Here is a 25,157-nt window from a genome sequence, read left to right as displayed (position 1 = left end):
TAATCGCTGAATTCCTTAAAGAACGCGCCATTCAACCCGGGGAGTGGCGTTCGGTTCATCCTCGAAAAATCGCTTCCGTGAACACAATGAACACAATTAACAAAATAGTTTTAAAACACAATAAATTGAGAACGCTTACAAATGAAGCGGTTTCATATACACTTTATCTTATTAGAAGATAGGAGTGATAGATATGCTCGCTTTATTAGGATACTTGATGATATTAGTGTTTATGATTTTAATTATGACAGGGCGACTTTCAGCCATGATAGCTTTGATTGCAGTACCAAGTGCCTTTGCACTTATTGGCGGGTTTGGCGGTAAAATGGGTGAGATGGCGCTGGAAGGCATCAAAGACGTTGCGCCAACGGGAATCATGATTTTATTTGCGATCCTTTTCTTTGGCATTTTGATTGATGCTGGGGTTTTTGACCCAATCATCAATACGATCCTTAAGGTTGTAAAAGGAGATCCGGTGAAAATTGCCATCGGCACGGCAGTCCTGGCCTTGCTGATTTCCTTGGATGGAGATGGTACGACTACATATATGATAACGATTTCAGCCATGCTTCCGCTATATAAACGGATTGGAATGAGACCGCTAGTATTGGCCGGTATTGCCGTTTCGTCATCTGGAGTCATGAACCTTCTTCCTTGGGGAGGCCCTACAGCACGGGTGATGACCGCTTTAAAACTTGAAATGTCCGATGTTTTCACCCCTGTCATTCCTGCGATGATTGGCGGAGTCCTATTCGTCCTTTTCATGGCATATTGCCTGGGTAAAAAAGAAAGAAAGAGAATCGGGATCATTGAAGTCGATTATCATGCTGTGGCACAGCACGCGGCTGCAACGGAAGATGCTTATCTTAAACGGCCTAAATTGATCATATTCAATTACGCATTGACTCTTACACTGCTGGTTGCGCTGATTATGGAACTTATGCCTTCAGCGGTTCTGTTCATGGTAGGTTTCGCGATTGCCATTACGGTTAACTATCCGAAACTCAGTGATCAGAAGGAACGTGTAGCAAACTATGCGGACAATGCTTTATCTGTTATTTCGATGATTTTTGCGGCAGGTGTTTTCACTGGGATCCTTGCCGGAACGGAGATGGTCGATGCCATGGCAAACTCTTTGATTCAGCATATTCCAGATCAAATGGGCGCACATTTTGCTGTCATCACAGCCATCATCTCAGCACCTTTTACGTTCTTCATGTCTAATGACGCATTTTATTATGGGGTGCTCCCATTACTTGCTAAAGCGGGAGCTGCTTATGGAATTGACCCTGCCCTGATCGGCAGAGCTTCACTATTGGGGCTTCCTGTCCATCTATTAAGCCCGCTTGTTCCATCTACCTATCTATTGGTTGGAATGGTAGGGGAAGATTTCGGTGCCTTGCAGCGCACTTTCCTGAAATGGGCATGCGGATCGACGCTTGTCATGATAGTGGTTTGCGTCCTATTGGGAATCATCCCGCTATAAAGCTCTAAGAGTCCCGTTCGTCACGTTGGCGAACGGGACTCTTTTCTGTCTGCATCAAGCGCTGAATAAATCTGGAAAAGTGAGATACATTATGTTTGTCTTCTCTTTCGCGACAAAGTTAGCTTTTTCTTTTATTGAATGAGGGATGTACGTACCTTAAGATTAAAGGAAACTATTAATAAGAAGGGAAGAGAGCAAAAATGGCTCACTTTAATATAAAAGTTGCAGTTCAAAAGTTCGGTAACTTTCTAAGTTCAATGGTCATGCCGAATATATCAGCTTTCATAGCATGGGGGCTAATCACTGCCCTATTCATCCCATCTGGTTTCCTGCCAAATGAAAGCCTTGCCAAAATGGTTACACCGATGGTTACGTTTTTATTGCCGCTTTTAATTGGGTATACGGGCGGTAAGCTAATCCATGACCACCGCGGCGGCGTAGTCGGTGCCATTGCGACAATGGGCGTCATCGTCGGATCTGACATCCCGATGTTCCTTGGAGCCATGATAATGGGACCGTTCGGCGGTTATGTCATCAAGAAATTCGATCAATTGATTGAAGGGAAAATAAAAGCAGGTTTTGAAATGCTTGTTAATAATTTCTCGGCGGGGATTATTGGCGGCTTATTGTCCATTCTATCCTTCTTGGCCATCGGGCCTGCTGTTGACGTATTTACAGGCTGGCTTGTAGCAGGAGTCGATTGGCTTGTCGGTACAGGTTTACTGCCGTTGACAAGTATCCTGATCGAGCCTGCCAAGGTCTTGTTCTTGAACAATGCCATCAATCATGGTGTACTATCACCAATTGGTGTAGAGCAAGTTAAACAAACAGGGGCTTCCATCCTGTTCCTTCTGGAATCGAATCCAGGACCAGGTATCGGCGTACTGCTTGCTTATTGCTTTTTTGGAAAGGGAACGGCGAAGAAATCGGCGCCAGGAGCTGCCATCATTCATTTCTTCGGCGGGATCCATGAAATTTATTTCCCTTATATCCTAATGAAGCCGATGTTATTCTTAGCCGTCATTCTTGGAGGCATGAGTGGAGTTTTCACTTTGGTCCTACTGGGCGGAGGATTGTTCGCTCCAGCATCTCCAGGCAGCATACTTGCCATTACAGCGGTAACTCCGCATAATGCAGGTGCATATATTGCTAACTTTGCAGGCGTCATCGTAGCCGCCCTTGTTTCATTCATCGTCGGTGCATTCATCCTGAAAACAGGAAAGCAATCTGAAGAGAATATTGAAGATGCCGCGAAAAAAATGCAAGAAATGAAAGGCAAGAAAAGCTCTGTTGCCGATGTATTCGCTTCAGATCCTGGAACGATGCCAACAAACGTCAGCAAAATAATATTTGCCTGCGATGCCGGGATGGGATCAAGTGCGATGGGGGCTTCGCTGCTTCGCAAGAAGGTGAAGGAAGCCGGATTGAATATCACTGTTACAAATACGGCAATCTCAAACATTCCTGCTGATGCACAAATCGTCATTACACAGGAAGAGTTAACTCCAAGGGCACAGAATAAAGTGCCGAATGCCTATCATGTATCCGTCGATAATTTCCTATCGAGCCCCGAATACGATTCATTGCTTGCACGGCTTCAGGATGACGGTACCGATGAGCTGCATGAAATCGTCGAAGATGCTGAAGAGAAGGTTCCCGGTGTTCGTGAACATTCAATCGAGCCTGGCATCGACGAGGATGAGCAGGAAGGTAATGAATTGCTTCGCGAAGAAAATGTCTTCCTTAATCAACAATTCGCCAATAAGGAAGAAGCGATCCGCTTTGCGGGAAGAGCTTTGGTCAATGCAGGTTACGTTAAGGAAAGCTATATTGAAGCGATGATTGCCCGTGATGAATTGACTTCAACCTATATGGGGAATGATGTAGCCATTCCGCACGGAACCGAGGAAGCTAAGAAAGATGTCCTTAAATCTGGATTTACCGTTTTACAAATTCCTGATGGTGTCGACTTTGACGGCCAAAAGGCACGATTGATATTCGGCATTGCCGGCAAGGACGGGACACATCTTGAAATTCTATCTGGCATTGCAGTTACATGCTCTGACATGGAGAATATTGAAAAGATGGTTAAAGCCACATCAGCCAGGGAATTGATGGATATTATAAGTGTAGAAAATAATTAAATACTCTTAACCAAGAATAGAAAAGCGATTTACGCTTTTCTATTCAGTATTTTCTCGTGTTACTCCACCAGAAATGAGTTGGTAGCATGTATATTACTTCAAGGGAAAAATCAATCATAGAATTGATCATAAAAACTTCAGGAAAACATACAGCCTTATCCATTGCGACACAATTGAATGTTAGTGTCCGGACGGTTCAACGCGATCTGAAGTCCATAGAAAAAATCCTGCAATCATTCGAGTTGCATTTAACACGCAATACACATGAGGGACTGTCCATCGACGGGAAGAATGAACAAGTCTTTCGGCTTGTACAGCACCTGATGGGCAATCATCCGATCGATCAAACGCCACAAGAAAGAAAGCTGCATCTTCTTTTAGCTTTACTGCAGGAAGAATCATATAAAACTCAAGTTCTTGCGGGGGATCTCGGTATAAGCATTACGACTCTTACAACCTATTTGGACGAACTGACCGAATGGTTAAAGAATTTTAATATCGTGATTACCAGAAAAAGGGGAGTCGGAATAGAGCTTGCCGGCACCGAAGAAAATAAACGGAAAGCCCAGGCAGCCTATTTCTTGCACTTCTTTAATGAAGAGCTGATTGAAAGTTTATTTTTGCTGCAAGAAGGAAAATTTCCAGAAGCGAAAATCCTCGACTATTTCGATCCCGAATATCTTCTGGCTATCGATGGGGTGCTGAACTCAACTTTTAACAGTGCCCATTCCCGATTGGCGGATAGCGGGTATATAGGGTTAATTGTACATATTTATGTAACCCTGCAAAGGAATGAAAGCCAATATTTTTTGGAGAAGGACTTCAATAAAATAAGCGAACTTTCCGATGAGAATAATCTCATGAATAAAATAGGCAAGGAACTCAGAACCATGCTGGAAGTTTCTTTTACCATCGATGATATAAGCTACCTTGCAGCGATCCTTAAAGGCTCCAGGCTTCATGCGGCTGATGCCGTTCCCTATGACAGTGTATTGCTTGGCCAGCTGATAAGAAACCTGATAAAAGATGTTTCGGCACAACTGCAAATCGATTTGACCAAGGATTTCCCATTGTATCAGGGGCTCCTTGCCCATATGGAACCATCGCTTTTCCGGATCAAACAGGAAATGGGATTGTACAACCCATTAACCGAAGATATTAAGCGAAAGTACCCGGTCCTCTTTCTGGCAGTGAAGACCAGTCTGGAAAAGGGATTCAAAGAAATAAAAGAATTTCCTGAAGATGAAATAGCCTTCATCGTCCTTCATTTCGGATCTGCATTAGTGCTTCGGGAGGAAGAAATATCAATAAGGGCACTCATCGTCTGCCCGACAGGTATCGGTACGTCGAAGATGCTTGCAAGCCGGATCAAAAAGGAAATCATCGAAATCGAGACTGTAGAAATCAAGACGATTAAAGACATCCAGCAGCAGGGCAGTCTGAAAAACTATGATGTGATCATTTCTACCGTACGGCTTCCGTATATCGATAGTGATTATATCCTTGTATCCCCTCTATTGAGTGAAGAGAATATTTTGAACATCAGGAATTATTTAAGGAAGAATATCGAAAACTTCACGAAGAATAAGCGTTATGGCATTCAGTCAGCCGATAAGGATACCGTGACCAAAAAAGAGGATGGCGAACTGAAAGAAGTGCTGCTGGAATTGAAAGACGCCCAGCAGAGCATCGAGTCGATCATGGATAATTTCCGGTTTTATCGGCTGCCGCATCGGAAAGGACATCCAGAAATCATCGAAGAAATGGTGAGGATGGCTGAAACGGAAGAGCTGCTGATGGGTGCGGATGATGTGGTCAAATCCTTGAAGGAACGGGAAAAAAAGGGCGGTTTAGGCATTCCCGGCACGGGAATGGGCCTTTTCCATACGAGACATAAGAATGTAAAAGAACTGATATTCCAGGTGGCCCACCTGGAGGAATATCGTTTGGTCAAAGGTATGGACGGAAATGACGTCCATATGAAAAATTTACTGCTGATGCTGGCACCTGAAGAATTGAGTGTGAAGCAGCAGGAAATCGTCAGCTTAATAAGTTCAAGCTTAATTGAAAGCAATGAATCCATCATGATTTTTTCATCTTCGGACGAAGAAATGATTAGAAGAAGGCTGGAAGCCATATTTTTGGATTATTTATATACTAACTTGATAAAGGGATGATTGTAATGAAACAAGCAGTACATTTCGGTGCAGGAAACATTGGAAGAGGATTTATCGGAGCACTTTTTTCACAATCTGGATATCATGTGACATTTGTAGATATAGCTGATCAAATCATCGATCAGTTAAATGATAAAAAGCAATATCAAGTCAAACTGGCCACTGATCAACAAGAATCAGTCACTGTGAAAAATGTTTCGGGTTTAAACAGTTTAAAGCAGGAAGAGGATGTCATTAAAGCAATTTCCGAAGCAACCTACCTCACCACTGCTATCGGTCCCAATATTTTGCCTCATATCGCTCCTTTAATTGCAAAAGGATTAGCATCAAGAGTGAAGGAAACCGATGAAAAACTATATGTGATCGCTTGCGAAAACCAAATATCGGCAACAGACCTATTAGAAGGCTACATTTTGGAAAACTTGGATCAAGCTACTAAGGAAAAACTAGCCGATAAAGTCTACTTCTTTAACTCAGCAGTCGATCGCATCGTTCCTATCCAAAATAACGAAGGATCACTCGATGTTTTGGTGGAACCTTATTATGAATGGGTCGTTGAAACGAAGGAAAGCATACCTGCCGTTGAAGGGATGACCATTGTAAAAGAACTCGCCCCATTCATTGAGAGAAAACTGTTTACCGTTAATACAGGACATGCCGTCATTGCTTACCTCGGTTATCTCAAAAATAAAAAATCAACCATAGACCAGTCATTGGAAGACGCGAGCATTGTGGAGCAAGTCAAGAAAACCCTAGGCGAAACGGGCGCCTATTTAATAAAGCAATACGGTTTGGATGCAGGTGAGCATCAGCAGTATATCGAAAAAATCATTAATCGTTTTAAAAACTCCTACCTTAATGACTCGGTGAATAGAGTCGGACGTTCACCGCTGCGTAAACTCGGGCCAAACGACCGTCTCGTGCGCCCTGCCGTAGAAGCAAAGAAAGCCGGCCTATCCTATACTAATCTGGCGAAAGCGATAGCGGCCGCTTTACTCTTTGATTTTAACGAAGATGAAGAAGCCCTTAAACTGCAAACGATGATCAAAGAACACGGTGTAGCTTCAGCACTTAAGGAAGTTAGCGGATTGGACGAGAATAGCGAAATAACCGAAGAAGTCATCAACCACTACAACAACTTGAAATAAAAACAGAAGAACTCCTGAAATCTTTTTCAGGAGTTTTTTACTTAATCAAAAAGCCAATCTATAGAAGGAACTGGCATCCGATAATCTATAAAACTCAAAAAAAAAACCTTGTAAACAGTAATCATTACGTTTTATAATGGAAGACAGTCAAGACAAGAGAGAGTGTTTCAAAGTATAAATCGTAATCGTTTTGATTTATTTGACGAAAAGGGCTGAAAGAATGAATTGAAAAAGGAGGATTCATACAATAAATCGAGAATTTGGTGCATTTTTTAATAATTTGGTGCTATTGCAAGAGATTTAGAGCTATTATTCACGAATTTAGTTAGAGCAAATACTCGTGAGTTTGGAGCAAATACTCGTGAGTTTGGAGCAAATACTCGTGAATTAGAGCAAATACTCGTGAATTTAAAGCAAATACTCGTGAATTTGGATCAAATATCGTGAGTTTGGAGCAAATACTCGTGAATTTAGAGCAAATACTCGTGAATTTGGAGCAAATACTCGTGAGTTGGAGCAAATACTCGTGAGTTGGAGCAAATACTCGTGAATTTGGAGGAAATACTCGTGAGTTTGGAGCAAATACTCGTGAATTTAGAGCAAATACTCGTGAGTTTAGCACATTTACTCGTGAATGAATCTTTAATCTCGAGGAGGATTACATAGTTTGATTTGGATAAGCAATCGGCGATGTGTTACGTCGTTTGTCATGATGGTAAAGCTGCAATCTAAATCGTAATCAATACGATTTTAAAACAGCCAATTAAAATAGTTGAGGTAATGGGGGAAATATATCGTGTTCAGAAAATGTAAATTGATATTTATTGTATGTTTATCATTCTTTCTTTTGGCTGCTTGTTCCACCGAGTCTGCGAAGGATCAAGCGGGAGGGAAGAAAGAAGTGAACTTGCTTTTTAATTTTGCGACTAGCTCGCTTGATCCGAATGTTGATACTAGTTATGTGTCGCTTAGGGCTGGCATCACTGAGACATTGGTCCATCTCAATGATGAGGATTTGACCATCGAACCTTGGCTGGCGAAGAGCTGGGATAGCAAGGATGGTCAATTATGGAATTTTGAATTAAGGGAGGGTGTGACGTTTCAGAATGGAAAGCCGATGGATGGCAAAGCGGTGAAGGCTTCCTTGGAGAGGGCGATGAAAGATAGTCCGGCGATCAAGAATGCTTTGCGGATTGAGTCGATTGAAGCGGACGGGAATGCGCTGACCATTAAGACGGAGGTTCCTTTTCCTGAGTTTCCTTCTGAATTGGTTCATCCAAATACATCGATTATTGATGTGAAGGAAAGTGACTATATAAACAAGCCGATAGGAACCGGGCCATTTGCCGTTTCGAAATTCATACCAGGTACGGCTGTTGATTTAATCCGATATGAGTCTTACTGGGATGGAGCCGCAAAGCTTGAGAGAGCTAGGTTTTCGTTTAATGAAGATGCCAATGCACGGTCTCTTGCCCTTGAATCGGGAGACGCTGATATTGTTTTCCGTCCGGAAGTGGAAAGCCTGGAAAATTTAGAGGCGAAAGATGGTGTGAAGGTTGAATCGACATCGACTTTCCGCGTACATCAAATGACGATGAATTTGGAACGTAAAGCATTGCAGGACATACACGTCCGGAAGGCGGTTGATGCCTTGATCGATCGTTCATCCATTGCGGAAACGATTTTACATGGTCATGCAGAAGTGGCGACGGGGCCATTCCCATCCACTTTCTCTTTTGCTCCGGATTATCCGAAAAAAGCGAATGGAATGGAAGCCGCTAAGGCGTTTCTTGATCAGGCGGGATATAAGAAAGTGGATGGTGTCATGCAAAAAGACGGTAAACCGTTAACGTTTACACTGCTTACATACAGTTCACGTGCCGACCTGCCGTTAATTGCCCAAGTTTTTCAATCGGATGCCGGTCAGTTGGGGATTGATGTGAAAATCAAGCAAATAGAAATCCCTGAAGAGTATATGGCTTCCAATCGCGATTGGGATTTAACGACCTACAGCAATTTAACGGCTCCGAGAGGGGATGCCGGATATTATTTAAATGCTACTTATCATCCAAAGGGTGCCTTGAACTTCAGTGGGGCTGATGATGATCGCCTGACGTCCCTGATTGATGAGCTGAACGTGACGGTCGGGCAGGAGGAGCGCTCGGATTTAGCTGAGGAGATTGCGATGTATGTGGATGAACAAGTGTATAATTCATTCATTTTACATCCGAATACACTTGTTGCTTATGATGCCGATAAAGTTAAAAACTGGATCACTTCGAGAAGCGAATACTACATGCTGACGAATGAATTGGATGTGAAGTGAATGTTTCGCATCTTAGTCCGCCGATTCATTGAGGTCGCGATTTTTGTTCTTGTGATTACATTCATTTCTTTCCTTTTTGTTAGGCTTGCTCCAGGCGACCCGGTTCTCTCGATACTTCAAGTGGATGATGTGTCGGTCACAAACGAGCAAGTCAATGAGCTTCGTGAAGAATTAGGGTTCAATGATCCGCTGTTCGTGCAGTATGGCAATTGGTTTGCGGACTTTATCCGGTTGGATTTTGGGCATTCCTACCTGACGAATCAGCCAGTGATGGAAATGATCATGAGCGGGCTGCCTGCAACACTTGAGCTGGCGGTTGGCGCATTGCTTGTCATGCTTGGTATAGCGATTCCGTTAGGTTCGCTTGCTGCCTTGTACAGGGGGAGCTGGATCGATCAATTCAGCCGGGCCGTTTCTTTATTGGGGGCAGCCATTCCTAGCTTTTGGCTGGGGCTGCTTTTGATAGATTTATTTGCGGTACGATGGGGAGCCCTTCCAACGATGGGCAGGGACGGGTTTCGTTCTTTGATTCTTCCGTCGGTCACGCTGGGGCTGGCCATCACAAGTGTGTACGTCCGTTTGCTGCGTTCGAGTTTGATAGATTCCCTCAGTCATGATTTCATCAGGGCTGCCCGATCTAGGGGGATTTCAGAGATGCGGATATTCTTTGCCCATGCATTTCGTTATAGCTTGCCCCCGGTCATTACCGTATTCGGCGTCAGCCTTGGAAGCCTGATCGGCGGTGTAGTCGTGATCGAAGTTATTTTTGCCTATCCGGGCATAGGTAAGATGGTCGTGGACTCGATTCGGTCGCGGGATTATCCAGTCATCCAAGGGTACCTGCTGGTCATGGCCATCATTGTATTCATGGTTAATAGTGCCGTGGATTTATCTTATCGTTATTTAAATCCGGAGCTAAGACTGAAGGAAAGGAAACATGGAAAATGGAGTTAGTTATCAAAGAAAAATCCAAAAGGCGCTGGAGAATGACCGTCCTATTTACGGTAATGGCGACAGTCCTTGCCGTTGCGGCTTACACCTTTCTTATTCTGAAACATGATCCGGCACTGGTCAATCTGGAAGAAAGGCTATGGCCGGCGAGCATGGAACATCCGTTAGGGACGGATCATCTAGGGCGTGATGTATTGACGCGCCTTCTGCTTGGCGCACAGCTGACGGTTGGCTACGGCCTCTTATCTTTGTTTGCCGCAGTTATCATCGGCGTCCCGTTCGGGATGATTGCCGGTTTTAAAGGAGGTCTGATCGATCGGGTCTTCATGCGCATTGCCGACGCGTTTCTCGCCTTCCCAGATACGATCGTTGCCATTGTTCTTAGCGGTTTATTAGGACCGGGAATCGAAAATCTCCTGTTGGCGATCGTTCTGGTGAAATGGGTGAATTATGCCCGGCTTGTGCGAAGTACGGTGATCACCGAACGTCAGAAGGAATATGTCACAGTTGCTAAAATCAATGGATTGAGTTCATTTGGGATCATGCGGAAGCATCTATTTCCGCACCTAATCGGGAATGTGCTTGTCCTTTCTAGCCTCGATTTAGGAAAAATCATTTTGCTCATATCTTCCTTATCATATATCGGGCTCGGTGCGCAGCCGCCGGCACCGGAGTGGGGAGCCATGCTGAATGATGCCCGTCCATATTTTCAATCCAATATGTTGCTGATGATTTACCCAGGGCTCGCTATCGTATTTGTCGTCCTTCTAACCAACATGCTCGGTGATTATTTGCGCGATGCATTCGACGTGAAAAAGGAGGTGGGATCATGAGCATTTTATCCGTGAGGCAGCTGCATATCATGGGAAAGCAAAATCATATCGTCAAGGATCTTTCATTAGATGTGCAGGAGGGTGAGTGGTTCGCACTTGTCGGACAAAGCGGGAGCGGCAAAAGCATGACGGCCATGGCAATATGTCAGCTGCTTGCACCCAATCTTCAAGCAAAGGGGGAGATATGGTACGGGGAAAAGAATTTATTAACCCTATCTTCCTCAGAAATCAGGAAGGTTCGCGGAAAGCGCCTGGCCTATATTTTTCAAGATTACCAGGGTTCATTCACACCGTTCCTTACCATCGGTCAGCATTTCGACGAATATCAGCGTACACATTTGAACCTTTCCAAAAAGGCAAGGAGGCAGCAAGCGGTCAATGCGCTCATATCGGTGGGCCTGAATGAAGATATCTACGGCAGATACCCTTTTCAATTAAGCGGCGGTCAGCTTCAACGCGTATCCATTTCAATGGCCCTGCTGCTTGAACCTGATATCTTGATAGCGGATGAACCGACCACAGCCTTGGACAGTGTATCTTCCTTTAAGGTTTTACAGCTATTATCAAAGCTCCAAAAAGAAACCGGATGTGCAATCTTGTTCATTACCCATGATTTACGTCATGTCAGGAAGTATGCGGACCGCATTGCGGTCATGAAAGACGGGGCCATCATAGAGACCGGTGATAAAAATCAGGTATTGAATCATCCGCAGCATGCTTATACGAATGAACTGATTCAATCATCGCCATCATTGAGGAGAATTCCATTTAAGCTTGAAGGAGTGTCAGGATGAGTTTATTAGACGTACGAAATGTCCATAAAAGCTATGATAACGGAGTGGAAATACTAAGGAACGTGAATTTCAGCATGGAAAGGAAGGAATGCCTCGGGTTAGTGGGGGAGAGCGGCTGCGGAAAAAGCACACTGGCAAGACTCATCCTTCAGATTGAATCTTTTGACCAGGGCAGCATCCTATTTGAAGGGACCGAGCTGCAAAACAAAAGCGAACGCAGTTTAAAACCGTATCGCAAGAACATCCAGGCCGTTTTGCAAAATCCTGCATCGGCTTTAAATCCAAAACTAAGGATAAAGGATTCACTAATGGATCCATATCTTCAATTTGGCAGCCAGGTCAATTTGAAATATTTTACGTATACAAGTGAAGCGAACTTTATCGGACAGCTCCTGGAAACGGTGGAGCTTCCAAGGAGTTTTGCTGAACGTTACCCGCATGAGCTAAGCGGCGGACAAAAGCAGCGGGTGACCATTGCACGTGCAATCAGCATCGAACCGGCCCTCATTATATTGGATGAACCTGCTTCAAGCCTGGACGTGCTTTCCCAAGCGGCGGTGCTGAAATTGTTAGGCGGGCTGCGGGAGACTTTGGACACTTCCTACCTTTTTATTTCTCATGATCTATCGGCTGTACAGGAGATGAGCCAACGGATCATGGTGATGAAAGGGGGTGTTATTGTGGATTCATTCGAAAAAGAACAGCTTTTTTGCAGCGATCGCCATTCATACACAAAAGAACTGATTTCGATGTTTGAATAATGAAGTTTGAGTTTTAAATCGTAATGGTTTCGATTAAGTTGCGGTTTGATACTTAAGGAGGAAGTAAGGTGAACCATCGATCATATTTGGCCTTGGCCATTCCTCTGACCATATCGACGATAACGACGCCATTGATAGGCGCGGTGGACACCGCTGTTGTGGGTCAGTTGCCAAACCCTGCTTATTTAGGCGGCGTAGCTATAGGTACGGTTATATTCAATACCTTATATTGGCTGTTTGGTTTTTTACGTGTGAGCACTTCGGGATTTGCTGCACAAGCACTTGGGGCAAACGACGGAAAGCAAGGCGTTTTAGCCTTTTTAAGGCCTTTTATACTGGCGATTGTTGCAGGGGGAGGTTTCATCCTGCTTCAGGGGCCAATTGAACAGGTTTCCTTAACACTGATGAATCCCGATGCTGATGTTCGAAGATATGCGGCAGAATACTTCAGCATTCGAATATGGGGAATCCCATTCACTTTAATGAATTACGTCATCTTGGGATGGCTGATGGGGATGTCCAAGATCAAGGTTTCGCTAGTTTTACAGGTGTTCATGAACCTGATGAACATTGCCTTGGATTTCCTATTTGTTCATGGATTCCAGTGGGGTGTGCCAGGGGTAGCGATAGCGACCCTCCTTTCGGAAGTGACCGCCTTTTTCATTGGACTGATCATTATTGTGAAAGCGTCGCCGCATCGAATGGAAATGCCCCCGTTGAAAGAGATGTTCGATCCTTCATCCATTAAGAAAATGATGTCGGTGAATCGGGATTTATTCATCAGGACGCTTTGCCTGTTGGCAGTTTTTAATATCTTCACGGCAAAGGGGGCCTCATATGGGACGGAGATATTGGCGGCGAATGCCGTACTCATCCAAATTCACTATATGATGGCTTACTTCTTTGACGGGCTCGCAAATGCTTCAAGCATCCTTGTTGGAAAAGCGATTGGTGCGAGAGATAAGCACTTATATAAAAAGACCCTGATCCTGTCGTTGCAGTGGGGTGTTCTGTCCTCCATATTGCTCGCTGTCAGTTACTATTTATGCGGTAATGCCATCCTAGCACTTTTCACAAGGATACCAAGTGTCATCGAGCTGGCAAACATTTATGGAATCTGGCTTATTTTGTTTCCTTTAACGGCCAGTGTAGGCATCGTTTTCTACGGTGTTTTTACTGGGGCAACAGAAGCTGCCCCGATTCGTAACTCGATGATTTATTCCCTGATTGCCTTTATGATAACACTTTATATTTTTGTCCCGGCCTATCAAAACCATGCATTATGGCTGGCCTTTACAGTATTCAGCCTAGGACGTTCGGTATTTTTGGCATTGTATATACCACGGTTAAGCGAAAAAATATTTCCAAATAGGAGTGTGCGCCTTGAAAACGATCAAATGGTCTAGAAATCAGGAAAAAATCATTCATACATATATGGATACTTATAAAATTTTACTAGAAGAAGATGATTTATCACCAAATAACGAAATCATCAATCGCGTTTTGGCCGAACTGGTTTCGATGATATCGAAACCTTTGGACCAGCATGTGGCAGAAGAAATTCTTAACCATGATGAAATCCGATCGATTCGGGATACCATGCTTGAAAAGCTGACGATTGCTGAAACATTGATGGAGAATCATTATGCCAAATTATTCGTTGGCAGTGTGAACTCCCTGGATGACTTCCGTTCTTTCATTTATTGGGATAACTACAAAGAACTGATTCAAACGGAAATCAATGAATTGAATAAGGTGAAAAATGATATTCGATCATTTGCATTTGTAGGGACTGGGCCTCTGCCATTAAGTCCTTTGCTGCTAAAACGGGAGTTGGGTGCGAAAATGACATGTCTCGATATTGATGAACAAGCCCATTCACTTGGCCGGCGCATCGTCCAAGAACTGGATAAAGAAGGGGATTCAGACTATATCTTGAATGATGGCGCCCTTCATGACTACACGGAGTTCGACCTGGTGTGGATTGCCAGCCTGGTTCCTAATAAAGAAGAAATACTGGAACGGATATATCAGACAAACCCTGATGCAACCGTCGCAATACGGTCGGTGGACGGCATTCATCAATTATTATATGAGCCCGTTGATGCAACAAAATTCAGTAAGGTGGCATGTGAGGAAGTCGGGAGAACCATTGCGGATTCTTTCATCATTAATTCAACCATTTATTACACATTTAAATAGTGGCACCATGGAACGAGTTGCTTCGGCAATTCGTTTTTATTTAGGGGAAAAAAGAAATTCCAATAAACTTACTTGACATTATAAGCTTATGAAAATATAATTACTTACATAAAGTAACCAACAAAAAGGAGAATTCATACATGAATAAAAATGATGCAGCCCACGTTTTTTTAAGGGTGATATTAGGTCTTACTTTTTTCATTCACGGCGTTTCAAAGTTTCAAGGGGGCATAGGAAATACGGCGGGATTTTTTGATAGCCTTGGCATTCCTGGATTCATGGCTTACATCGTTGCAGGAATCGAATTGATCGGAGGACTTGCGGTTATACTGGGTTTGGGAACACGAATCGTATCCGTCCTATTTGCGGTCATTATGGCGGGGGCGATTTTCACGGCTAAATTACCTGCCGGTTTTCTAGGAAACGGGCAAGCAGCGGGTTACGAATTGGACTTGGCACTGCTTGCGATGTCTGTCTATCTAGCGTGTGCCAACCGCACGGTTCTTTCTTTGGATAACGTGATTTTCAATAAAAAAGGGAAGTGACAATATGGAAAAATTTCACCAAAAACCAATTACATTTGTTGGCGAAGTCAGTATAAATGTTTTGGATTTGAATAAGGCCATTCTGTTTTATCAAGAAATCATCGGTCTTCAAGTATTGAAGAAAACCGACCGGCAAGCTGTTTTGACGACAGACGGAAAAACCCCGTTGCTGATACTTGAGCAGCCTGCGGATGTGATTCCGAAAGAAGGGCGGACGACGGGCTTATATCACTTTGCCCTGTTGCTGCCGAGCCGTGCCGACTTATCGATTTTTTTACGCCATTTACTTCAAACGAAATATCCATTTGGAGCGGCGGATCATGAAGTGAGTGAAGCGCTGTACATTACCGATCCGGATGGAAATGGCATCGAAGTATACTCTGACCGGCCATCAGCTGATTGGAGATGGGCCGGCGGGGAGGTCGAAATGGGCACAGATCCGTTGGATGGGAATGACCTGCTGAAAGAAAGTGATGGTGAGTGGAGCAAACTGCCTGCAGGTACCTTGATGGGGCATATACATCTGCATGTAGCGGATTTACGTAAAACGGAGGAGTTTTACATGCAAGGTCTTGGGTTTGCCGTCGTGAATCGATATGGGGGAGCGCTCTTTACTTCAACCGGCGGATATCATCATCATATCGGATTGAACACATGGAATGGCGTTGGTGCCCCTGCCCCGAAGGAAAATAGTGTGGGGCTAAACTGGTATACACTCGTTTATGCAGATGAAGAAGCGAGAAACAAAGTAACGGAGCAACTGGAAGGAATCGGGGCTGTCGTCACGGAAAAAGAAGGGTTTTTCGCTGTAACAGATCCATCAGGCAATGAGATTCATTTAGTGATCTAAATGATAAGAATAATATAGAAAGCAATGGTGAGAGGATAATGGGATTCTTAAGCAAATTATTTGGAAATAAAGAAGCCGCGGCAGAAGAGAATGGGAAAATGACAAAAGTGTTATTCGTGAAAGTGAACGATCGTCCAGCAGATCAGGCAATCAGCTCGAAAATGTATGACACATTCTTACAAACATATAAAGAGACACACCGTGCGGATGAAGTGACCGAGCTGGATTTATTTAAAGAAGAGCTTCCTTACTATGGAAATACGGCGATTACCGGACTATATAAACGCAACCAAGGTCTTGAACTGACAGCTGAAGAGGAAAATGCCGCAAAACTGGTTGACCAATATTTAAATCAATTCATGGCCATGGATAAAGTGGTATTCGCTTTCCCTCTATGGAACTCAACGGTTCCTGCACCGTTAATCACCTATCTTTCTTATTTGGCACAAGCCGGTAAAATGTTCAATTATACGGCGGAAGGTCCTGTCGGGTATGCTGGAGATAAAAAAGTCATGCTATTGAATGCCCGCGGTTCTGATTATGCATTAGAAGGAATGGCTTCCGCTGAAATGGCCGTGAGTTTAGTGAAAAATATCATTGGGCTATGGGGAATCAACAATCCGGAAACCGTGGTCATTGAAGGCCATAATCAGTATCCGGATCGGTCACAAAAAATCATCGCGGATGGTTTGGAAAACGTTGCAAAAGCGGCAGAAGCATTCTGATTGCAAAGCGAAAAGAATAGCAGGCAAAGAAAGGCCTCCATATCAATGGGGGCCTTTAGACTGTAGACAAATTCGTGGAAAGCGACTTTGCCTGCATTTTTTTATTTGAAAAACATTTCAGCTGATTTCACCCTTTCCGCCGACTGTCTGCCAAGCCTCCTCGACGCAAGCGTCTGCGGGGTCTCGGCTAGCCAGTTATTCGGCAGGAGTGTCGCAAATTTCTTCAATGAGGGTTAATCCCATATAAATGAATACAAAATCATGGAGTATAACCAACTCTTGTTTTTAATTCATTGTAATCATTTCCTCGTTAAATTCTTGTTAGGGATTCGGAATGTGACCAACCTAAAGTTTTTATAAAAAACATTCCATTTGATTGGAACGGAAGGTACGAGACTCCTGCGGGAAAAGCGAGTCCAAGGGAGACCCCACAGGCGCAAAGAGCGCCGAGGAGGCTCCCGGACCGCCCGCGGAAAGCGAGTGCCTGGAGTGGAGATCAACTTCCTAACCGCTCCCTTTCCGCCGGTAAACAAAAGGCCCTCCATATTAATGGGGGCCTTCTTTGTGCAGGGATGAAGTTATTTGACCTGGTACTTTTTCAAACGGTATTGAAGGCTTTGGCGGCTAATATTCAGGGCCTTGGCTGCTTGGGAGATATTCATGCCATGTTCCTTCAATATTTTCTCCAAGTATTGCTTTTCAGTATTGGCGATATAATCATCAAGAGATAAGGTTGACTCCTGTAAATCTCCATTTGCATGAGTCTCTTTTCTTCCGGGATGAATGTCTTCCAAATGGGCTTTCTTCCTAAATAGAGCCGGAAGGTGGGGTATGGAAATCTTTGTATCGCCAGGTTCCATTAAATTCATGGCCCCCTCAATGATATGTTCAAGTTCCCTTACGTTCCCGGGCCAGTCGTAATCATAAAAAAGCGAGTAGACTTCTTCGCTGATCCCTTCTATATTCAATTCGAACAGCGCATTGAATTTCTCGGTGAAGGATTGAGCCAGCAAAGGAATATCCTCTTTCCGTTCACGAAGAGGCGGGATGAATAACGAAACGACACTTAATCGGTAGTATAAATCCTTTCGTAAATGGTCATTTGAAATGGCATCTATCGGATCTTCATTTATCGTTGCAATGACCCTAACGTCGATTTTTTTATCCTTTGTATCCCCAACGCGGCGAATCGTCCTTTCTTGAAGGGCCCGTAATAATTTCGCTTGCATGTTCGGATTTAATGAGTTGATTTCATCTAGCAGGATGGTACCGCCCTGTGCCTGTTCGAATAATCCAGGCCTTTCGATCGATCCGGTGAAGGCGCCTTTCTTTGTGCCGAAGAGTATTCCTTCAATTAGACTGTCTGGCAGGGCAGCACAGTTTTGGCTGATGAAAGGTTGTGTCGAACGGCTGCTGCCATTATGGATGCTTTGGGCGAAGAGCTCCTTTCCGGTGCCCGTTTCCCCAACGATGAGGATGGAGGATGCAGTTCGGGTCGAGCGCTTGCTCTTTTCTATGACTTCCAGGAAATTTTCACTCGTTCCGATGATGCTGTCAAACGTATATTTGGTATCGCCCTTATTCAATATATTATCTTTAATGATTCTTTCCAGATTCGTTATATCCTTTGCCACTTCAATGGCTCCGATGATATTTTCCTTTTGATCCAAAATCGGAAACGTATTATTGATTGTAGTAATTTCCTGGCCAAGATTATTGAAATAGGTCTGCTTCGAGTTCTCGGTTGTCTTCCCCGAATGAAGTGCCCTTATTAATGTACTCTCCGTTTCTTCCTTGAATTTAAAGATTTCGTGGATCTTCTTCCCTAACACTTCTTCTGAGTCCATTCCTTCGATTTCTGCCATTTTCTTGTTATATACAATCGTCCGCCCTTTTATATCGATTATATGTATCCCTGTATCGATTACATCCACAAGCGAATAGAGGATGGATTGGAAACCATCTATTTTAATGATTTGATCTAAATTCATGAATGCCTCCCGTTTTTCTTCTTTTCTTAGAGTTATTGTAGAGGAATTGAAGCAAAGGCGCAAATAAAATTTGCACAGCAAGATTATTTTGCATTGAAGTGCAAAAATATTTTGCGGAAAAAGTGCAAAAATGCTGTTTTTTATGGTTTTTCTAGTTGGCATGAAATTTGCATTAATAAAAAGTGTAAGATTTAAGCGACAAAAATAGGGATTAGAGCAAAAAATAATGGCATACTATGTCAATTTTGCCCTTAAAGTGCTAAATTTCATTGCGTTTTTAAAGAAAAAACATAATTTTTTCGAAAAAATGAAAAGTTGGCACGGAACTTGCTTGTTAAATAAGGGAGAAGTAAAAACATAAATTTAGGGAGATGAGACATAATGGTCCAACCATATAAACACGAACCATTTACTAATTTTAAAATCGAAGAAAACAATAAAGCTTTTCAAGCAGCATTGAATGATGTAGCTAATGATCTAGGGAAGAAATATCCGCTGATCATTAATGGTGAAAAAGTGTTTACTGATGAAGTCATTACCTCTGTAAACCCAGCAAATAAAGAAGAAGTTATCGGAACCGTATCCAAAGCGAATAAAGATCTTGCTGAGCTAGCGATGCAAGCGGCAGATAAGACATTCCAAACTTGGAGAAAAACGAAAGCGGAAGTGCGTGCAAACATTTTATTCAGGGCTGCAGCGATCGTTCGCAGAAGAAAACACTATTTCTCGGCTCTATTGGTTAAAGAAGCAGGGAAGCCTTGGAATGAGGCGGATGCAGATACAGCGGAAGCGATCGACTTCATGGAATACTATGCACGTCAAATGCTGAAGCTTAAAGACGGCATGCCAGTGGAAAGCCGTCCGATTGAACACAATGCTTTCAATTATATTCCGCTTGGTGTCGGTGTCATCATCTCACCTTGGAATTTCCCGTTTGCGATCATGGCAGGCATGACGACGGCTGCTCTTGTTTCAGGTAATACAGTCTTATTGAAACCGGCCAGTACAACACCGGTCATTGCAGCTAAATTCATCGAAGTGCTGGAAGAAGCGGGCATGCCTGCAGGAGTTGTGAACTTCATTCCAGGAAGCGGTGCCGAAGTAGGCGATTATTTAGTAGATCATCCTCGTACACGTTTCATCAGCTTTACCGGATCTCGTGATGTCGGTATCCGTATTTATGAGCGTGCGGCAAAAGTACATGAAGGCCAAATCTGGTTAAAACGTGTCATCGCTGAAATGGGCGGTAAAGATACGATCGTTGTTGATAAAGAGGCTGATCTGGAATTGGCGGCACAATCAATCGTCGCTTCTGCATTCGGATTCTCCGGTCAAAAATGTTCTGCTTGTTCACGTGCTGTCATAGTGGAAGATGTATATGACCAAGTCTTGAATCGTGCCATTGAATTAACGAAAGAAAAAACGATCGGGGAACCAACAGATCTAAACAACTTCATGGGTCCGGTCATCGATCAAGCAGCTTTCGATAAAGTAATGAGCTATGTTGAAATCGGTAAAGAAGAAGGGAAAATTGTAACAGGGGGAGAAGGAGACAATTCAAAAGGTTTCTTCATCCAGCCAACTATCATTGCCGATGTGGATGAGAACGCACGTGTGATGAAAGAAGAGATTTTCGGACCGGTGGTTGCATTCTGTAAGGCAAAAGATTTCAATCATGCAATCGAGATTGCCAATAATACGGATTATGGATTAACGGGTGCAGTCATCTCTAACAACATTGAACATATCGAACAAGCGCGTGAGGATTTCCACGTAGGTAACCTGTACTTCAATCGCGGCTGTACTGGTGCCATTGTAGGATACCAGCCATTTGGCGGATTCAATATGTCAGGTACGGATTCAAAAGCGGGCGGTCCTGATTATCTAGTTCTTCACCTTCAAGGTAAAACAACATCTGAAACGCTATAAATTTTAGGGGGAATCAACATGACAACTTTAACGGAAAAATTAATCGAGCAAACAGAACAATATGGTGCAAACAATTATAATCCACTTCCAATCGTCATTTCGAAGGCAGAAGGAGTTTGGGTGGAAGATCCTGAAGGCAACAAATATATGGATATGCTTAGTGCCTATTCAGCAGTGAACCAAGGCCACAGGCATCCGAAAATCATCGACGAATTAAAAAAACAAGCTGATCGCGTAACATTGACATCCCGTGCATTCCATAGTGATAAATTAGGACCATGGTATGAAATGGTTTCACGCATTACGCAAAAAGACATGGCACTGCCTATGAATACAGGTGCTGAAGCCGTTGAAACAGCCATCAAAGCTGTTAGACGCTGGGGCTATGATGTTAAGGGAATCGCAGAAAACCAAGCTGAAATCATTGCTTGTATCGGGAACTTCCATGGCCGTACGATGGCAGCCGTGTCCTTGTCATCCGATGATGAATATAGAAGGGGCTTTGGACCGATGCTGCCAGGGATCAAGCTTATCCCTTACGGCGATCTTGATGCATTGAAAGAAGCGATTACACCGCAAACGGCTGGATTTTTAATCGAACCGATTCAAGGTGAAGCTGGAATTATCATTCCGCCACAAGGATTCTTAAAAGAAGCTTACGATTTATGTAAAGAAAATAATGTCCTATTCGTTTCTGATGAAATTCAGTCAGGACTTGGACGTTCAGGAAAAATGTTTGCCTCTGACTGGGATGGAGTAGTTCCCGATATGTACATTTTAGGTAAAGCGCTGGGCGGTGGGGTTTTCCCAATCTCTTGCGTAGCTGCGAACCGTGAAATCCTTGGCGTATTCAATCCTGGTTCCCATGGTTCTACATTCGGCGGCAATCCATTGGCATGTGCGGTTTCCATCGCTTCATTGGAAGTCCTTGAAGAAGAGAAGCTTGCGGAACGTTCATTGGAGCTTGGGCAATACTTTATGGATAGTTTAAAAGAAATCAAGAATCCAATGATTAAAGACATCCGCGGCCGAGGCTTATTCATCGGAGTCGAATTAACAGAAGCAGCAAGACCTTATTGTGAGCAGCTTAAAGAAGAAAAACTGCTATGTAAAGAAACACATGATACAGTTATCCGTTTTGCTCCGCCATTAGTGATTACTAAAGAGGACTTGGATTGGGCAATCGAACGCATTAAAAAAGTTTTATCCTAATATACCTATGAGGTGAATTCCATTGAGTACAACAATCAAAGAAGAAAAAGAAACTGCCAGCTTGCTTGATTCAACACAGGTCGTAATCAAGGAGGCGCTGGATAAGCTTGGCTATTCTGAAGAAGTGTTCGAGCTTTTGAAGGAACCTCTGCGGATGCTTACCGTCCGGATCCCAATTAAGATGGATGACAATTCGACGAAGATTTTCACTGGATACCGTGCCCAGCACAACGATGCTGTCGGTCCGACGAAAGGCGGAATCCGTTTTCATCCTGAAGTAGATGAGGAAGAAGTCAAGGCACTTTCAATGTGGATGAGTTTGAAATGCGGAATCGTGAATCTGCCATATGGCGGAGGAAAAGGCGGCATCATCTGTGATCCGCGCCAAATGTCAATCGGTGAATTGGAAAGGCTTAGCCGTGGATACGTTCGGGCAATCAGCCAAATAGTGGGGCCGACTAAAGATATCCCGGCCCCGGATGTTTATACGAATTCACAAATCATGGCATGGATGATGGATGAGTACAGTAGAATAAGAGAACACGATTCTCCTGGTTTCATTACAGGTAAGCCACTGGTACTGGGCGGTTCACACGGCAGGGAAAAGGCGACTGCACAAGGTGTCACCATCTGTATCGAGGAAGCGGCTAAGCGTAAGGGCATAGAATTGAAAGGTGCTCGCATCATCGTCCAAGGGTTTGGGAACGCAGGAAGCTTTTTGGCCAAATTCATGCATGATGCAGGTGCGAAAGTGATTGGCATATCGGACGCATATGGTGCCATCTATAAACCTGAGGGTCTGGATATCGATTACTTACTTGATAAAAGGGATAGCTTTGGAACGGTAACGACACTATTCGATCATACAATCACAAACCAGGAGCTTCTGGAACAAGATTGTGATATTTTAGTGCCTGCTGCCATTTCCAATCAAATCACCAAAGAAAATGCCCATCTTATCAAAGCTCAAATTGTCGTCGAGGCCGCGAATGGACCTACCACATTGGAGGCAACCAAGATCTTGACGGAACGCAATGTGCTTCTCGTACCTGATGTATTGGCAAGTTCAGGCGGTGTGACAGTTTCTTACTTCGAATGGGTTCAAAATAATCAAGGTTATTATTGGGAAGATGAAGAGGTCCAAACCAAATTAAAAGCGTTATTGGTCAACTCATTTAATCAAATATATGAAATGTCCGAGACGAGAAAAGTGGATATGAGGCTGGCAGCGTATATGGTGGGTGTCAGAAAAATGGCAGAAGCCTCGATATTCCGCGGCTGGGTATAAGCTATAGTCTAATAATGGGGAGTGGAGGAGTGATTCCGTGTTAAAACCGATTCATACCATCGAGTGTGCTCAGGATGGGACCGTCGAGCAAGTTTACGTTCAAAAGGATTCCTATGTTTATGAATGGGAAAGGCTCTTTTTAGTGAAGACGGAAGATGGGAAATTGATTGATGTTTCAATAGGTGCCAGTGGTCACATTACTGAAATTAATGTTTCGGCAGGGGATCCTATTAATAGAAAGCTTCCTTTAGCTTTACTCCAAGACGATTTTGTTATAACTGGCTCTGATTGATTATAGGAAAGAGGGTGTTCCAAAGGCGGAAGCGATTCCTGCTTTGGGATGCTCTTTTTTTGTTGTGATCATTTATAAGGTGATGACAAAGCCAGGAAAAAGTTTGAAAAGAAAAAACGATGAGGGCTCGATCGTGGTGTGAAGAACAAGAAGGACAATCCCACTTACGAAGATTCATCCCACACTTCAATCAGATCGTAAGGTCGATAAGTGGTGGGGAGTTCAACCATGCTGTTCGAAAGATTTTGGGATAATTAAATGAGTGGCCCGGTCTACCTGGGAAAAGGAAAAAAGAACTAGATTAACATAAGGACTTTTAACCAAGATAAATACATGCTCCTTCGCTGGCCATACGTCTTAACAGGGGATGGTTCCGCGAAGGTATTTTTGATTTGGAAGGGCATATTGTCTTATTCCCGTTCATAAACTTTTACAAGCCAGTACCAAGGCAAGAAAGGAGTGGATCATGGTTGCTCGAAACCGGTTGACTCTATCTGTGTGCGCTTTCTAGGAATTTAAGCCCACGACTAGAAGCTAGTATGTTAAAATACAAATTGAGATTTATACATCAAATAAATAGTGGTTTTTCTGAATCTATCCATATTTTCAATAAAAAAGAAAACATTCAGAATTCCGCCATTTAAAAGAGGGGAGTTAATCAGAGTATGAGAATCTCAGAATTAAAGAGGAAAGCCCTTCAGTCGTTGGGAGGTAAATGGGGAGTAACTGTTTCGCTTATGTTGCTGTTATTCTTGATCAACCTCATTTTTCCTTTAATTGTCGAAGTGATCGGAAGCGGTGGGTTTTCAGAATGGCTCATGCAGGAAGAAACACCGTTATGGTCTGATATCTTCAGCATGGTCTTTTCCATTGCCTTAATCCCGCTTACCATTTCAACCACTTGGTTCTACCTGAATTTAGTTAGGGAAGGGAATCTTGGCATTCCGGAAGTGTTCGCTATCTATAAAGATGGAAAAACCTCTTTCAAGCTTATTGGGGCATCCATCTTACAAGCAATTTTCATCTTTTTATGGTCATTATTATTAATCATTCCGGGTATCATCAAGGCCATCGCTTATTCGCAGCAGTTTTTCTTATTGAAGGATCATCCTGAATACACGGTGCTTGAAGCCATTACAGAGAGCAAAAAAAGAATGAAGGGCTTGAAATGGAAGTATTTCCTTATGCACCTAAGCTTCATCGGGTGGGGCATCCTTTGCATGTTCACGCTGGGAATTGGTTTACTATGGTTGATTCCTTATGCAGGAACAACAACGGCTGCATTCTATGAAGAATTGATTGTGCCTCAAGAAGATATTGACGATGATCAACAAATAGAGGGATAAAAGATTAACCGAAAGCATAGGCTATCGGTTTCAGACTGTAGACAAACTCGATTTTAATCGAGTTGAACTGCCCCGTAAATGTTAGACACCAAACTAACATTTACGGGGTGTTTTTTATGGCTAATTTTTCTGCCGAACAGAAAATATTCATTGTACG

General features: G+C 43.4%; 20 protein-coding genes. 19 read left to right on the top strand and 1 reads right to left on the bottom strand.

The window, feature by feature from the left end; genetic code table 11:
* Positions 1–193: 193 nt before the first annotated feature.
* The 14 genes from ACZ9AO_RS16430 (at position 194) to ACZ9AO_RS16365 (ending at position 16,942) form a co-directional block, all read left to right on the top strand.
* Positions 194–1,486 carry a CitMHS family transporter gene (locus ACZ9AO_RS16430; RefSeq protein WP_063594521.1) on the top strand — a complete coding sequence of 431 codons (1,293 nt, stop codon included), beginning with the start codon at positions 194–196 and terminating at the stop codon, positions 1,484–1,486.
* Positions 1,487–1,686: 200 nt separating this feature from the next.
* A complete protein-coding gene (locus ACZ9AO_RS16425; RefSeq protein ID WP_048683178.1) occupies positions 1,687–3,630 on the top strand; it encodes a PTS mannitol transporter subunit IICBA in 1,944 nt (647 codons plus the stop codon).
* An 86-nt stretch (positions 3,631–3,716) separates the two neighbouring features.
* On the top strand, positions 3,717–5,807 hold the full coding sequence (locus ACZ9AO_RS16420) for a BglG family transcription antiterminator (protein ID WP_476109475.1): 2,091 nt from the start codon (positions 3,717–3,719) through the stop codon (positions 5,805–5,807).
* 5 nt (positions 5,808–5,812) lie between these two features.
* On the top strand, positions 5,813–6,955 hold the full coding sequence (locus tag ACZ9AO_RS16415; protein ID WP_251541908.1) for a mannitol-1-phosphate 5-dehydrogenase: 1,143 nt from the start codon (positions 5,813–5,815) through the stop codon (positions 6,953–6,955).
* Between the two features lie 796 nt (positions 6,956–7,751).
* On the top strand, positions 7,752–9,281 hold the full coding sequence (gene nikA / locus ACZ9AO_RS16410; RefSeq protein ID WP_251541907.1) for a nickel ABC transporter substrate-binding protein: 1,530 nt from the start codon (positions 7,752–7,754) through the stop codon (positions 9,279–9,281).
* Positions 9,282–10,235: a nickel ABC transporter permease gene (nikB, locus tag ACZ9AO_RS16405; RefSeq protein WP_034309495.1), complete on the top strand. Its 954-nt coding sequence runs from the start codon at positions 9,282–9,284 to the stop codon at positions 10,233–10,235.
* Positions 10,226–11,065, top strand: a complete 840-nt coding sequence (nikC, locus tag ACZ9AO_RS16400) for a nickel transporter permease (protein ID WP_394803348.1) — start codon at positions 10,226–10,228, stop codon at positions 11,063–11,065. The genes nikB and nikC overlap by 10 nt, the downstream gene beginning before the upstream one ends.
* Positions 11,062–11,859 (top strand): ABC transporter ATP-binding protein, encoded by a 798-nt coding sequence (locus ACZ9AO_RS16395; RefSeq protein WP_063590346.1) that lies wholly within the window; start codon positions 11,062–11,064, stop codon positions 11,857–11,859. Before nikC ends, ACZ9AO_RS16395 begins: the two co-directional genes overlap by 4 nt.
* Positions 11,856–12,620, top strand: a complete 765-nt coding sequence (locus tag ACZ9AO_RS16390) for an ABC transporter ATP-binding protein (RefSeq protein ID WP_251541902.1) — start codon at positions 11,856–11,858, stop codon at positions 12,618–12,620. Before ACZ9AO_RS16395 ends, ACZ9AO_RS16390 begins: the two co-directional genes overlap by 4 nt.
* A gap of 68 nt (positions 12,621–12,688) precedes the next feature.
* A complete protein-coding gene (locus ACZ9AO_RS16385) occupies positions 12,689–14,026 on the top strand; it encodes an MATE family efflux transporter (protein ID WP_048683215.1) in 1,338 nt (445 codons plus the stop codon).
* Positions 14,004–14,822, top strand: coding sequence for a nicotianamine synthase family protein (locus tag ACZ9AO_RS16380; protein ID WP_476109474.1), 819 nt, complete (start codon positions 14,004–14,006; stop codon positions 14,820–14,822). The genes ACZ9AO_RS16385 and ACZ9AO_RS16380 overlap by 23 nt, the downstream gene beginning before the upstream one ends.
* A gap of 140 nt (positions 14,823–14,962) precedes the next feature.
* Entirely contained in the window at positions 14,963–15,367 is a 405-nt protein-coding gene (locus ACZ9AO_RS16375) for a DoxX family protein (protein WP_063594512.1), read from the top strand.
* 4 nt (positions 15,368–15,371) lie between these two features.
* Entirely contained in the window at positions 15,372–16,217 is an 846-nt protein-coding gene (locus ACZ9AO_RS16370; RefSeq protein WP_476109473.1) for a VOC family protein, read from the top strand.
* A gap of 38 nt (positions 16,218–16,255) precedes the next feature.
* A complete protein-coding gene (locus ACZ9AO_RS16365) occupies positions 16,256–16,942 on the top strand; it encodes an FMN-dependent NADH-azoreductase (RefSeq protein WP_251541896.1) in 687 nt (228 codons plus the stop codon).
* Between the two features lie 578 nt (positions 16,943–17,520).
* Here the strand turns inward: ACZ9AO_RS16365 and ACZ9AO_RS16360 are convergent.
* Positions 17,521–18,933 carry a sigma-54 interaction domain-containing protein gene (locus tag ACZ9AO_RS16360; protein WP_476109472.1) on the bottom strand — a complete coding sequence of 471 codons (1,413 nt, stop codon included), beginning with the start codon at positions 18,931–18,933 and terminating at the stop codon, positions 17,521–17,523.
* A 381-nt stretch (positions 18,934–19,314) separates the two neighbouring features.
* On the opposite strand from ACZ9AO_RS16360, the gene pruA reads away from it, so the two are divergent.
* The 5 genes from pruA to ACZ9AO_RS16335 all read left to right on the top strand — a co-directional run bounded on the left by pruA (position 19,315) and on the right by ACZ9AO_RS16335 (position 25,000).
* A complete protein-coding gene (gene pruA, locus ACZ9AO_RS16355; RefSeq protein WP_476109471.1) occupies positions 19,315–20,862 on the top strand; it encodes an L-glutamate gamma-semialdehyde dehydrogenase in 1,548 nt (515 codons plus the stop codon).
* 18 nt (positions 20,863–20,880) lie between these two features.
* On the top strand, positions 20,881–22,074 hold the full coding sequence (locus ACZ9AO_RS16350; protein WP_034309472.1) for an ornithine--oxo-acid transaminase: 1,194 nt from the start codon (positions 20,881–20,883) through the stop codon (positions 22,072–22,074).
* A gap of 22 nt (positions 22,075–22,096) precedes the next feature.
* A complete protein-coding gene (locus ACZ9AO_RS16345) occupies positions 22,097–23,362 on the top strand; it encodes a Glu/Leu/Phe/Val family dehydrogenase (protein WP_048686806.1) in 1,266 nt (421 codons plus the stop codon).
* 37 nt (positions 23,363–23,399) lie between these two features.
* Positions 23,400–23,654, top strand: coding sequence for a biotin/lipoyl attachment domain-containing protein (locus ACZ9AO_RS16340; protein WP_048686804.1), 255 nt, complete (start codon positions 23,400–23,402; stop codon positions 23,652–23,654).
* 665 nt (positions 23,655–24,319) lie between these two features.
* Positions 24,320–25,000 (top strand): DUF975 family protein, encoded by a 681-nt coding sequence (locus ACZ9AO_RS16335; RefSeq protein ID WP_476109470.1) that lies wholly within the window; start codon positions 24,320–24,322, stop codon positions 24,998–25,000.
* The last annotated feature ends 157 nt before the right edge of the window (positions 25,001–25,157 follow it).

It is taken from the genome of Peribacillus sp. TE19612, from assembly GCF_056279465.1.
The sequence above is the reverse complement of the archived record's forward strand: the minus strand, read 5'-3'. Positions and strand labels throughout refer to the sequence as shown.